The sequence below is a fragment of the Aureisphaera sp. genome (assembly GCF_059726885.1).
In genome coordinates, this window is sequence record NZ_AP041051.1 from 366,540 (window position 1) to 379,501 (window position 12,962).

The window sequence follows — 12,962 nt, forward strand, 5'->3', positions numbered from 1 at the left end:
AGTACTTTTAGAGAACACTAAAGTAAGAAATGAACCGAAAAGATTTTATAAAAACTTCACTCATAATTACCGGAGCATGCAGCTTGTTCCCTTCACTTTCATTGGGAATGGTTCAAGATGGATATACCCGTGATCAACTTATCGGCAAGTACAATGAGGACATCGCTGGTAACAGTTATACTTCTACCATGCATAGGGAAACTGCCAAAGCCCTTTCAAAAATGAAAGCAGCTGCTAAAACTGAGGGAATAGACATAGAAGTGGTTTCGGCATATCGTAGTTTCGATAGGCAAAAACAAATATTCGAAGGTAAATACAAACGTTTTATAGGACAAGGATTGCTTCCTAAGGAAGCCATTGAAAAAATTATAGAATACTCTACCATTCCTGGAACTTCACGCCACCACTGGGGTACCGATTTAGATCTAATTGATGCGAGTGCACCAAGACCAGAAAGCGTATTACAGGCACAGCATTTTCATGGAAAAGGACCTTTTTGCAAATTCAAGGAATGGATGGATAAACATGCTGAATCTTTTGGTTTTTATGAAGTATATACGGACAATGCCCTGCGAAAAGGATTTAAATATGAACCTTGGCACTTTAGCTACGCGCCTGTTTCCATTCCGATGCTAAGTGATTACAAAAAACTGGATGTGAAGCATATTCTAAACGAAGAGAAGATTATGGGGCATGAACATTTCACCGATGATTTCATAGCCAAATATCGAAAAGAGAACATTTTAGACATCAACCCTCAATTACTTTCGTAAATTTATGGAAGTATAAAACGTACCATCATGAGAGGCAATTGGAAAATTAGAATCATCATTGGCTTGGCCCTTGCGGCTTTTGCCTTTTTCAAATACTGCAATAGCAAGGAAGAGAATCCATATACCGGAAGGGTGCAAGCGATTGCCTTAGACCCAGATCAAGAAATAGCCATGGGACTGAATACAGCTCCACAGATGGCACAACAGCACGGTGGATTGCATCCCGATCAAGGAGCACAAAGGACGGTGGATGAAGTGGGCAATCGATTGGTTTCTAATAGTATTGCAGCCCAAAGTGAATATGCTGGGCATTTCGAATTCCATTTATTGGCAGATGATCAAACCATTAATGCCTTTGCCTTACCTGGAGGACAAATTTTTATTACAGCTGCTCTTTATTCCAAACTGGAAAATGAGGATCAATTGGCCGGTGTGTTAGGTCATGAAATAGGTCATGTATTGGGGCGTCATTCCAGCGAGCGTATTGCTGAAGCCGGTTTATGGCAAGACCTCTCTGCTGCCGGATCGGTAGGTGCAGATGCTGGAGGGATTATCGCTAGTATTGGGCAAAACAAATTGTTGACCAATGGGCGGGGTGACGAATTGGAAAGCGATGACCTTGGGGTTCGTTTTATGATCAAGGCGGGGTATGACCCCTACGAAATGATCGACGTCATGCAAATCCTTAAAGCTGCAGCTGGGCCTAATAGAGTGCCAGAACATAAGAGCACACATCCGGATCCAGAGAATCGTATAGAACAGATTAAAGCTTCCATAGAAAAATACGGGAATTAAAAGGTCAACTTAGTCGATATAGACTAAGAATCTTATAGTGATCTTAGTATCTTTGTTCCATGAACAAAAAAGTCATCCTACTCATCCTTGATGGATGGGGAATTACACAAAACCCAGACGTATCTGCTGTTGCTAAAGGAAGAACCCCTTTTATGGATTCCCTTCCACATAAATACCCTAATGCCCAACTTCTTACCCATGGCATGAATGTGGGATTACCAGAGGGTCAAATGGGCAATAGCGAAGTAGGGCACATGAACCTGGGCGCGGGTAGAATTGTATACCAGGATCTTGCGAAAATCAATTTGGCAGTTCAGAACAATAGCCTAAAGGATGAAAAAACCATACAAGAAGCTTTTCAATATGCCAAGGACCATCAAAAAAAGGTACATCTCTTAGGCCTGCTATCCGACGGTGGCGTGCATTCCCATATAGAACATGTAAAAGGGCTCCTTACTGTTGCGAATGACTTTAATTTGGACGATGTTTTTGTACATGCATTCACAGATGGTCGCGATGTAGACCCTAAAAGCGGAGTGGGTTTTGTTCAGGAATTGGAAGCTCATATGAATCAGTCTACAGGTAAATTGGCCTCAGTAATTGGTCGTTATTTTGCGATGGATAGGGACAAACGTTGGGAACGCGTTAAAAAAGCCTATGATTTATTGGTTCATGGAAAAGGAAAAGCAACCACGAATATTTCTGAAGATATTCTCGATAGTTATAACAATGGTGTGACCGATGAGTTTATAGAGCCATTGGTGGTTACCGAGGATGGTGCTCCATTAGCCACTATATCGGATGATGATGTCATTCTATTTTTCAATTTTAGAACAGATCGGGGTCGTGAGTTGACACAGGTATTAAGTCAAGAAGATTTTCCGGATTACGAAATGAAGAAAATGCCACTCTATTATGTCACCCTTACCAATTATGATGACACTTTTGAAGGCATTAAAGTCGTCTACGATAAGGAAAATATTAAGGATACCCTTGGGGAAACTTTGGCCAAAGCTGGCAAAACCCAAATTAGGATAGCTGAAACTGAAAAGTATCCGCATGTTACATTTTTCTTCAATGGGGGTCGAGAGGAACCTTACGATGGTGAAAAACGGATTCTTTGTCCCTCCCCAAAAGTAGCGACCTACGACTTAAAACCGGAAATGAGCGCATACGATATTCGGGATAAAATCATTCCGGAAATAGAACAAGAAACAGCCGATTTTATTTGCCTAAATTTCGCAAATCCAGATATGGTAGGTCATACGGGTGTCATGGAAGCTGCTATGAAAGCCTGCGAAGTGGTTGACGAATGTACCCAAGAAATTGTACAAACGGCATTATCCAAAAATTATACAACCCTAATTATAGCAGACCATGGGAATAGTGAAACCATGAGAAACCCTGATGGCTCACCCAATACTGCACATACCACGAATCCCGTTCCCTTAATATTGGTGGATAAAAACATAAAATTTATAAAAAATGGCGTATTGGGAGACATCGCACCCACTATCCTGACACTAATGGATGTAGCAAAGCCCGATGCAATGACCCAAAACAGCCTAGTTTAAAACCTGATACAATGAAATACCTTTTAATTTGTTTAATGCTTGTTTCTATCGTTGCGTGTAAGTCTAACAACAAGGAAGAAACACCGGACACACAAACAGAAGAAGTAAAGAAAGAAGTGGCCTTAGATGGCATTAACGTTCGTGTTCCAGACGAGGAAGATGGTGGCGAGATGTTGCTGGGAACGATCAATTGCAAAGGATTGCAAGAAGAACCTTTCAATGAATGGTTTGCCGAAAATTATAACCTTCACGTACTGGATTCTACTAGCGTGGATAGTTTGGCTCCCCTATTGAAAGATGTAACAATTAAAACCTTTATGGGAACTTGGTGCGAAGATAGTCAGCGCGAAGTACCGGCACTTTTCAAAATACTGGATCAAGTGGATTACAATGATGAGAATGTCGAAATGATTGCCATGACTCATGAAAAAACGACTCCTCAAGAATTCGAAAAGGATTTGAATATAGAATATGTGCCTACCATTATTTTTTACAGGGATGGCAAAGAACTAAACCGAATTGTAGAATATGCCCAAGAAACCCTTGAAAAAGATATGATCGCAATTCTTAAAGGGGATCCCTATAAACATGCATACCAAGAATAAGTTCCTAAACGAAATTATTCTTCGTAATTTTGTGGCTTCAACTGTCCCCTTATGATCAAAGAAACCATGACAATCGCTGTGGATTTCGATGGTACAATTGTAGAAGATAACTATCCTAACATTGGTAAACCGCAATTGTTCGCCTTCGAAACATTAAAGAAACTCCAGGAAAATGGACATCGTCTTGTATTATGGACGTACCGACACGGAAGAGCCTTGGATGAAGCTGTGGCCTTTTGTAAAGAAAATGGCATTACCTTTTATGCAGTTAATAAGAGTTTTCCAGAGGAGAAATACGATTCTAAATACAGTAGAAAAATTAATGCCGATATCTTCATAGATGATAGAAACTTTGGCGGAATGGTGAGTTGGGGCGAGATTTATCAGAAAATTATTGGAGACATTAACCTGTCTTCCATAAAAAAGAAAAAGAAGAAAAACTGGTTTGGCTTATAGATTATGATCATAACAAAAACAAGAGAAGAGATTGAATTGATGCGCGAGAGTGCACTGGTGGTTTCCAAAACCTTAGGGATGCTTGCCAAAGAAGTAAAGCCAGGTGTTACTACCAACTATTTAGATAAAATTGCTGAAGAGTTTATTCGCGATCAAGGTGCTGTACCCGGTTTTTTAGGGTTATACGGCTGCCCTTCTACACTACTTACCAGCGTTAATGAAGCTGTAGTGCATGGACTCCCTACGGACAAACCCTTGGAGGAGGGCGATATTGTTGCCATAGATTGTGGTGCCATTAAGAACGAATTTTATGGAGATCATGCCTATACTTTCGAAGTAGGAGAAGTGGATCCTGAGGTTAAGAAATTACTTCAGGTTACCAAAGAGTCCCTTTACATTGGAATACGTGAATTAAAAATAAATAATCGTGTAGGTGATGTTGGATACGCCATTCAGAATTATTGCGAATCCTTTGGTTATGGAGTGGTTCGGGAATTGGTGGGACATGGACTTGGCAAAAAACTTCATGAAGACCCAGAGATGCCTAATTATGGGAAAAGAGGCCGTGGCAAAAAGTTTCCGGAAGGAATGACAGTAGCCATTGAGCCTATGATTAATATGGGAACCCATAGGGTAAGTCAATTAAAGGATGGCTGGACTATCGTGACCAAAGATGGAAAGCCTAGTGCACATTTCGAGCATAATATTGCCATCGTAGATGGAAAACCTGAATTACTTTCCACTTTTGGGTATGTTTATGAAGCTCTTGGGATCGTGAGTGACGAAGAAGACGAATTCAGGCAAAACGAATTGGTGCTATAATTTCTGCTATGCAGCGAATCGCAAAGTTTTTTCTAAACCTAATACCTCGCCCCCTACTTATACGCATAAGTTATATTCTTAGGCCTTTAATGGCTTTGTTTCTAAAAGGTAATAGGTATACAGATCCTATAGATGGCAAGTCTTATAGAAAATTTTTGCCGTATGGTTATGAAAACGTAAGGGAAAATGTATTGGCTCCAGGAACATTTTCACTGGAACGTCACCGGCTGTTTTGGTTGTACCTGAAAAATGAAACCCCCTTTTTTACCAAACCCATAAAGGTGCTTCATTTTGCTCCCGAACAGGCATTTTTGAAGCGTTTCAGAAGATTGACAAACATCACCTATACCACCACAGATCTTAACTCACCCATCGCCGACGTTAAAGCGGATATATGCCAGCTTCCTTTTGAGGATAATAGTTTCGACTTTATTATTTGCAACCACGTATTGGAACACATTCCAGACGACACCAAAGCAATGCAAGAGCTATACAGAGTGCTTTCCCCTAGCGGATGCGCTATTGTACAAGTACCTTACGAAAGGGAAAGGGAAACTACCTTTGAAGATGACACTATTACGGATCCTAAGGAAAGGGCTAAGATTTTTGGGCAATATGACCACGTCCGGGTCTACGGAATGGATTACTTCGATAAGTTAGCTGATGTGGGCTTTAAAGTAGATCCAGTGGATTACACCAAGGAATTCTCGGAAGAAACAATTGAAAAATACCGTCTCCCGAAAGGAGAATTACTACCCGTCTGCTACAAATAATCTATTGTTCTTCTTTTTTCATTAAACTAATCAATCCCCCAGACATAAAGTATTGTGCCTGACCCCGAGAATTGATATAGGTAAAATATGCCTCAATATCTACGGACTCCTTTAACAGGCGCTTAGCCTTAGACAATCCCATTGCCATAAATGCGGTTGCATAGGCATCTGCCTCCGCACATGTTGGGGCAAGAACCGTAGCACTGGTTATAGATAATTGCTCTGCCTTACCGGTAAGTGGATTAATTGTATGTACATATTTTTTGCCTGTTGCCGAATCGATTCGAAATTTTCGATAATTACCCGAAGAAGCCATTGACATATCTTTCAAGTAAATTATTTGATCATAGGACCGATCTTCTAATCCAGAATTTACATTTTCAATACCGGCTACCCAAGGTTGCTCCTTTGTAATGTGCGTGCCCTTAGCACGTAATTCGCCTCCCAATTCAATTAGATAGTTTTCTATACCATTAGCCTCCAAATATTCACCCAAAAGATCAATACCATACCCTTTAGCTACCGCATTAAAGTCGAAATAAATATTTGGATTGTCCTTTTTCACTGTACCTCTATCAGTGAGCTGTACTTTCTTAAAGCCTACATAATTCATCAACGAATCTAAAGTAAGACTATCTATTTCGGCCAACGGTTTTTCATCCCCAAATCCATAGGCGTTTCTTAGCACACCAATGGTCGGGTCGAAATAACCATTTGATTCCCGATGCATCCATTCGGACAATTCGAAAACCTCTTTAAAAATAGCGTCTACCACAACAGTAGAATCCCCTCGATTAATTTTCGAAATATCACTATCGGGCATATAAGTGCTCACGGATGTATTCACGACTTGAAAAATAGAATCAATGCCCTTCTGTATATCTATATCACCCTCTGTAAAATACTGTATCCCAAAGGTAGTGCCGAATGCATTTCCTTGCATCGTTCTAAGTTCGGGAGCCTTTTTTTCCTCTTTACAACTAAATAATAGCACTAATAAAATAGCTGGGAATATATTCTTCATCTTTATTTTATTTCTTGGATTCCGTTATAAATTAGCGTGTAGTCTTCATCCTTTATGACCGGTTTTCCATAATCGCTCCCATGGCCCAATCCAACACCTGCATAATACGTTTTAGCTTCAAATTTAGTAGCATGGTCTTTAATGGTTTGCATGAAAACAGGATCGTAGGCATTGGCATCTTGCGGGTAAGAAATAGCCCTTACTATGACAAAATGTAGGTCTTTATTCTTTAAGGCTACGAATTGTGGGTCTTTTTTCAATTTTGAATTGACACCCAGAAATTCAAATCCCTGGGATTCTAAATCCTTGCCTACAATGTTCATGGCGAGATTATGTAATTCCTGTTCGGTAAGAGGTTTGCTCATTCTTTAAATCGGACCAACTGTACGTTATCAAAATAATAGGTAGGAATTTCCAAACGCTCCCCCAATGAAATCTGATACCAAGGACTAATAGAGGCATCGTTTGGGTTCTTCAGGATATGAACACTCTGCGCTGGTGTATTCCCTTGTGCAAAAATAAATATTTTTTCGCCCATTTCATTCACTGCCATGTCCGAAACTAAGATAACGTGCCCAGGACTTCCTGGATAAATAAGAAGGTCACCTACCTCAATGTCTTCTAACGTATTGACCTTTGGAAGTTCATGATAAAGCGAAAGGGTTCCCGCATACATAAATATCAGATCTAGGTATTTGTAAAAGTTCTCCTTAGAAGAGTCCACAGTGGCTATTTTATGGAATGTGACCTTGTTTCCGTTTATTTTTGGTCGATACCCCTCGGCATACTTTTGCCAAGAACAATAATCACCAGAAGTAAAATTGAAGCCTATCTCATCTTTTCTTTCTTGCTGCCACAGGTATTCCGAACGCAACCGAATAAGCGCATCTGCACATTGTTGAAGTCCATTAGCAGGTACTGATAGATCGAAAACACCTACATGTCCAGCTTGGTACACATAAGGTTCCCCATCATAATTAATCACTTCGCTTCCAAACTCTTTAAGAGGGTATTCTTGTATGTATTTCTGAAAGGTCCCATCGTTATACACTGAACGCGTATATCCATCGGGAACAATAACCCTATCTACAACCGTAAGTCCCTCTTCATTTAGATAACTGGGTGTAACCACATAGCTCAAGGCTACATTTTTAACGACCTGCCCCCTATCTGAAAAAAAGAAATAATAGATACCGAAAATTGATGCTAGTGCTAGTATGAGTTTCTTCATTCTTTTTAAAAACTGAATCTTTACGGTTTTATTTTGAATTAAGACAAAAAATGCCCTGACATATATCAGGGCACTTACAAACTATATATCTTTCAATTATTCTTTTATCACTCTTTTAGTCACCGTTCCTTGATCCGTGGTCACGGTCACGAAATACACCGAGCTGTTAAGGCCCGAAAGGTCCAACTTCAAGGAGGCATTACTCTTCCCAGAAACCGTGGTCACCTTCCTGCCCATCAGATCATGGACCTCCACCTTCTCCAACATCGCCAAGGGTGACGATATCTGGAGCTCCCCAGTGGTCGGGTTCGGGAACATAACTATGCTCTCCAGCGTGGCCACGTCGGTTCCCAGGATACCAGGCGTGAACTGTAGCGTGAACCTATTGTGGAACGTCCCCATCCCACTGGTGAAATTATAGGAATCGGCCCTCAGGTCGTGCACCACCCCCGTCAGGTTATCGACAAGGTACACCCCGGAACCGGAAAGCTGGGCGCCCTCAAGGTTACCGATGAAGACCTTGTACTCCGTATCGGTATCGATCAGTGTGCTGAAGCCCATCGGGACGGTCATCGACTCGTCGAAGGCCCCAAGGTTCTGTATCCCCAGTTCCCCGCTACCGTCCTGTAGGTGCGTGTAGAGCGATACCACCGTGGCCAGCCTCCTGCTGTCGTAACCGGCGTCCATCCCCAGTGTCGCCACCGGGTCGAAGGCCACAAGGGCCTGTTTCTGCATCCCGAACTCCGTGTTGGTCACGCTGAGCCAGATGCGTTCCCTGTCCTGCCCCTGAAGGCGGAGGGTGTTGTTGTTGCCCGTCCTCCTCATGGCATTGGTGAAGGTCGCCGTACCGGCCGCACTGGCCTTTATGCCGAACCCCTGCCCGGTGGATATGTACCCGTTGGGCTCCGTCGAGGTCCCGGGGTCCGAGGCCGCCGCCGTACCCCCCGAAAGGTTGTACATGGAGATGTCCTCCATGGAAAAGTTCATGCTGCCAGCACCAGGCAACGAAGGGCTAGGGGGCGTAAGGTGCTCCCAGAAGTACACCTCGTCTATCATGGCGTTGGCGTTGATAAGGTCGTCGGCCCAGATGGCGGACGGGTATGGGTTGGCCAGTACGTTGGGACTGGCGTTCTTGTTGTCCGCGGCCGTGGGGCCGGGGGTGTTCTGTATCACGGTGAAGTCCACGTCGCCCGTGTTGAGGGTGCCGCCGTCATAGGTATAGTTGAAGATACCGCCGGGCTGGCCGTAGCCCGCCTGTGGCCGCACGATGTAGCCCTCGCCCGGGTTGGCCGTGCCGGTCACCACCTCGGTCCAGAAATCGTTGTTGTCGTCAGCGAAGTTCTCCGCACCGGGGAACAGGGCCGTTACGTCAGGGTGGGGGACGAAGTCCACCGTGTTGGCCTCCAGTACCAAAAAGGCACTGCTCCAAACGCTCTCGCGCGTCTCACCGCTCATGGGGCTACCAAGGACCATGAAGTCACGGGAGGCAAGGTTAGGAGTCGTAAGGTTCACGTTGATCGTGCCGTTGTTTATCACAGATGGATTAGCATCCGTCTGAACTACACTACCTTGATGTGCCACGATTAGTGTTCCATCGACCGTGATATTACCTGCCACACTTGTAAAAGATCCTCCGGGAACTGTTAAGGTAACTCCTGTATTCACTATTAAGTCACATGCATTCAAATTTCCATTAGTATTGGTGTCATAATTTCCTGTCAAGACGACTTCATTAGTAGCATCAGGGGCTCCAGCAGGGCTCCAATTCGTTCCATTCCAAGTTTTGGTGACTCCCGGGCAAGAACTAAATGCGGCGGCAGGTCCAAAATAATAAGTTCCATTCAATCCTGAAAAATTTCCAGTAAGCGTAACATTGGTGCCGAAACTGCCTATGGTGAGCGTGGCCGTTTCAGTAACACTGGAAGCGGATCCTCTTGCCGCAACCAAAGCCGTTCTGGACAATCCTGTCGCTGCTTCCCATCCAGCTATTTCAGCTTCAGAGAAATAAAAGGTAACATCTACATTACCAGAACCCGTAGTATTTGCTGGGGAAATGGTAAAGGTTTTGTCTGTCACAAAATCAGGAGAACTACTCCCATTATAAGCTTGTGCACCGGTACCAGATCGGGTTACATTGACCGAGGTACATCCATAATTAAAACTATTGTTGTTTGTTAAGCCCGCCATGATAAGGTCCGAGACATCGTCATATGCATAGGCAGTCCCTGTATTTTCAAAATTAAATTCATTAGCATTAGCCGTATTCACTGCAGTTTGCACGCCCGTACCTTGGGTAACTACAACATCTATGGTATCTAACATTAAGAGGCTATTTCCCGTAGTATTGTAATGCCTAAAAGCAAGAACCCCGGTTTGTCCAGCCAATGAGGCAAGATTAACTGTTCGGGTTTCGGTATCGTTCACAATGGTATTTGATTCTTCAATCAAGGTACCGCTCAATGCAGCAGCCACTGTATTCGTCGAGGCAAAATATACTGCATAATGTTCGGCAACTGTTCCCAAGTCACCAATTTCAAAAGTGATCTGTGTATTGGTAGCATCTGCTGGAATCGAAAATGAAGGACTAAAAAGGAAGTTATCCGGTGTTAGGGTACCACTTCCTCCAATAACAGCTAGATTGGTAACAGAGCCTGCCCATCTTCCCGTAAGGCTACCATGCGCAATTGGGTTAAAGATACCCCATTGATTCCCATCCCCATCATTATCGATAACTGTCCAGCCCGTTACATCCTCAAAATCCGCAGAAAAAATATTAGTAACCACAGAAGCCACAGGGGCAGCATCGTCATTGGTTATCGTATAGGTGAAAGTATCGGCTGAGGGGTTTAAGGTTGCATCTCCACCATTGGCATTTAATGAGGTGTTCACAATAATGGTTTCATCTCCTTCTACAAAAGCATCATGATATATCCTCAGTGTCATTGTCTGAGAAGCAGTGCTTCCGGTGTTAAAGATTACACTTGATGTTATCAAATCAAAATCAACGCCTTGCGTAGCGCTAGAGGATCCATCAATACTAAAGCTTACTTCGGCGTTCGCCGAGGGTGCTGCAAGAATATTCAGGGTAACATCAACATCTGTAAATGCACAATCGGTACCTTCGGTTCCATTCCCTGTAGTTGAGGCAAAGGAAATCACGGGAGTTAATACTGCCGCAGCCAGGGAAATACTTAAGTCATACATTTGAACATTGTCTACTGCACCACCCTGCTGACTTACCCTTACATAATAGGTTCCAGCACCCGATAATGGAACATCGGTAACACTTTCAGCGCTACCCGCGCCATTAGCGTTTGCAGTTGCCAGCACCGATGTACCATCGGTATCGAGTATTTCAAACATTATATCGGCAACCGTCAATGCGTTAAAAAGCGATCCTGCAGAACAGCTTCCATCTCCATTTTGGACGCCACTTAAATACTGAGTTCCTGTTGGCGTAAGTGTTCCCGATAGCAAGGTTGATTCACTAATCGTAAACGAATAAAAGTCTACATCGCCATTATCATCAATACTCCTTTGAACCTTGTCGTAAGTAACTGGATTTGACGTACTACCCAATAAAGTAGCCGTTCCGAAAGTGTCGTTGGCTCCTTCGGGATCTCCGTAATTCCTGTTTGTGGCTAAAATATCATCTTCTTGTGGCCCTGAAAACACAGTAGTTACAAAGGGTTCCATTAGTTTAGTTTGTTGTACCGGACATACGTGCAAAATCCCCAATCCATGACCAATCTCATGGGTCAATACATTGGTAGTTCCTACCCCTGGATTGTTTGAATAATAGTTATCATCTGTATCGATAATCATATCGCCATTTTGAGGAAAATAATTACATGCAAGGACATTGCTGTTACCATCAACCCTGTGCCCCGATATTCTAAAATCACCTCTTGTCCCTATTATTCCTGTTCCGCCCGTAACCACTGTTGCTCCGTCATCATTTGGCTCGTAGACAAAGTTTAATCCACTCACTGCAGACCAAGAATCGAACATACTAACGAATACAGCATGCCACGGTGCCGTAGTAAAATCGCCAGGAGTTGTTGGACCACCGTAGATACCATTAAAGAAGGCTATAAAGTCACTCGGGTCGCTGGATTCACCTGGAACCCCACAACCTCCATTTCCTATAGGCGTTCCATCGGGAACATAGCTCCAAGTTAGGGTTGTAAAGTCACCTTGACCCAAACCCCCACCATCTGAAGCGGTACTGTTCCATCGATTCAATAAATTAAATCGAGATCCTTCTAAATCTGGTAAATCAAGACTATTTTCCAGTGCTGTCCTATTCCTGTAAAACTCTTCGACAACTTTAGGGTCCGTATCGGGTGCAAAACATGTGGCTGGAAAACCTAGAAAATCTTCCGAACCACTCTTGGTTGACTCGATAGCTTGCTTCAACGATTTTTCCAAATAGGGAGCTATTAATGCAATAGCGTGCTCTTTTATCATCGCCTCTGCCTTCTCTTTTTGGATGGATTCATTACCCAAAGCATGGACATGCGTATTACTAGTAGTGGTAATTTCCGAAAATTGACTCTGGGTATGATTGTTCTTATTGTGATTGGTAGTTGCAGTTGATAAAAAGCAAAGGATTCCCAAACATAATATGCGGATACAAACGGATGGTATAATATTCATTCTCATAGCTAAAGATTTATACATGGTACTTACATTACCATAGTAAGAAATATAAATATATTATATTATTGGGAATTAATGAACTGTAATTCAATTAAATAAGCATTCAAAAACATCTATTTAGTACTTTCTGATACTTCCTACTTTTCAGAAAGCCATAAAATTCGAAGATCTATTGCAAGCTAACATTTTACAGATGTGTAGCAAAGTGCTTTCGAAACAAGTATATACAATTAAAAACGCCTCCGTC

At 42.7% G+C, this 12,962-nt stretch carries 11 protein-coding genes; 7 read left to right on the plus strand and 4 right to left on the minus strand.

What is annotated here, in order from left to right; all coding sequences use genetic code 11:
* The first annotated feature begins 29 nt into the window (after window positions 1-29).
* The 7 genes from AC6JAD_RS01835 to AC6JAD_RS01865 are packed head-to-tail and all read left to right on the plus strand — an operon-like array spanning window position 30 to window position 5,798.
* Window positions 30-773 (plus strand): M15 family metallopeptidase, encoded by a 744-nt coding sequence (locus AC6JAD_RS01835; protein WP_461304332.1) that lies wholly within the window; start codon window positions 30-32, stop codon window positions 771-773.
* A gap of 24 nt (window positions 774-797) precedes the next feature.
* On the plus strand, window positions 798-1,568 hold the full coding sequence (locus AC6JAD_RS01840) for a M48 family metalloprotease (RefSeq protein ID WP_461304348.1): 771 nt from the start codon (window positions 798-800) through the stop codon (window positions 1,566-1,568).
* 59 nt (window positions 1,569-1,627) lie between these two features.
* Complete coding sequence (gpmI, locus tag AC6JAD_RS01845; protein WP_461304333.1) at window positions 1,628-3,142, plus strand: 2,3-bisphosphoglycerate-independent phosphoglycerate mutase; 1,515 nt, start codon at window positions 1,628-1,630, stop codon at window positions 3,140-3,142.
* An 11-nt stretch (window positions 3,143-3,153) separates the two neighbouring features.
* The gene (locus tag AC6JAD_RS01850) at window positions 3,154-3,747 is read left to right on the plus strand and encodes a TlpA family protein disulfide reductase (protein ID WP_461304334.1); all 594 of its coding nucleotides are present in this window, start codon (window positions 3,154-3,156) and stop codon (window positions 3,745-3,747) included.
* Between the two features lie 51 nt (window positions 3,748-3,798).
* Entirely contained in the window at window positions 3,799-4,203 is a 405-nt protein-coding gene (locus AC6JAD_RS01855; RefSeq protein WP_461304335.1) for a BT0820 family HAD-type phosphatase, read from the plus strand.
* A gap of 3 nt (window positions 4,204-4,206) precedes the next feature.
* Window positions 4,207-5,025 (plus strand): type I methionyl aminopeptidase, encoded by an 819-nt coding sequence (gene map, locus AC6JAD_RS01860; protein WP_461304336.1) that lies wholly within the window; start codon window positions 4,207-4,209, stop codon window positions 5,023-5,025.
* Window positions 5,026-5,033: 8 nt separating this feature from the next.
* Window positions 5,034-5,798: a methyltransferase domain-containing protein gene (locus AC6JAD_RS01865; protein ID WP_461304337.1), complete on the plus strand. Its 765-nt coding sequence runs from the start codon at window positions 5,034-5,036 to the stop codon at window positions 5,796-5,798.
* A gap of 1 nt (window position 5,799) precedes the next feature.
* Here AC6JAD_RS01865 and AC6JAD_RS01870 read toward each other — a convergent pair whose 3' ends face one another.
* The 4 genes from AC6JAD_RS01870 to AC6JAD_RS01885 all read right to left on the minus strand — a co-directional run bounded on the left by AC6JAD_RS01870 (window position 5,800) and on the right by AC6JAD_RS01885 (window position 12,718).
* Window positions 5,800-6,822: an FAD:protein FMN transferase gene (locus AC6JAD_RS01870; RefSeq protein WP_461304338.1), complete on the minus strand. Its 1,023-nt coding sequence runs from the start codon at window positions 6,820-6,822 to the stop codon at window positions 5,800-5,802.
* 2 nt (window positions 6,823-6,824) lie between these two features.
* Complete coding sequence (locus tag AC6JAD_RS01875) at window positions 6,825-7,187, minus strand: DUF8840 domain-containing protein (protein WP_461304339.1); 363 nt, start codon at window positions 7,185-7,187, stop codon at window positions 6,825-6,827.
* Window positions 7,184-8,053 (minus strand): DUF4846 domain-containing protein, encoded by an 870-nt coding sequence (locus AC6JAD_RS01880; RefSeq protein ID WP_461304340.1) that lies wholly within the window; start codon window positions 8,051-8,053, stop codon window positions 7,184-7,186. Before AC6JAD_RS01880 ends, AC6JAD_RS01875 begins: the two co-directional genes overlap by 4 nt.
* Before the next feature lie 96 nt (window positions 8,054-8,149).
* The gene (locus AC6JAD_RS01885; protein WP_497865913.1) at window positions 8,150-12,718 is read right to left on the minus strand and encodes a DUF8693 domain-containing protein; all 4,569 of its coding nucleotides are present in this window, start codon (window positions 12,716-12,718) and stop codon (window positions 8,150-8,152) included.
* Between the last annotated feature and the right edge of the window lie 244 nt (window positions 12,719-12,962).

Coding starts and splice junctions, on each gene's coding strand:
- AC6JAD_RS01835 (WP_461304332.1), top strand. CDS start 30: ATGAACCGAAAAGATTTTATAAAAACTTCACTCATAATTACCGGAGCA.
- gpmI (WP_461304333.1), top strand. CDS start 1,628: ATGAACAAAAAAGTCATCCTACTCATCCTTGATGGATGGGGAATTACA.
- AC6JAD_RS01850 (WP_461304334.1), top strand. CDS start 3,154: ATGAAATACCTTTTAATTTGTTTAATGCTTGTTTCTATCGTTGCGTGT.
- AC6JAD_RS01855 (WP_461304335.1), top strand. CDS start 3,799: ATGATCAAAGAAACCATGACAATCGCTGTGGATTTCGATGGTACAATT.
- map (WP_461304336.1), top strand. CDS start 4,207: ATGATCATAACAAAAACAAGAGAAGAGATTGAATTGATGCGCGAGAGT.
- AC6JAD_RS01865 (WP_461304337.1), top strand. CDS start 5,034: ATGCAGCGAATCGCAAAGTTTTTTCTAAACCTAATACCTCGCCCCCTA.
- AC6JAD_RS01870 (WP_461304338.1), bottom strand. CDS start 6,822: ATGAAGAATATATTCCCAGCTATTTTATTAGTGCTATTATTTAGTTGT.
- AC6JAD_RS01875 (WP_461304339.1), bottom strand. CDS start 7,187: ATGAGCAAACCTCTTACCGAACAGGAATTACATAATCTCGCCATGAAC.
- AC6JAD_RS01880 (WP_461304340.1), bottom strand. CDS start 8,053: ATGAAGAAACTCATACTAGCACTAGCATCAATTTTCGGTATCTATTAT.
- AC6JAD_RS01885 (WP_497865913.1), bottom strand. CDS start 12,718: ATGAGAATGAATATTATACCATCCGTTTGTATCCGCATATTATGTTTG.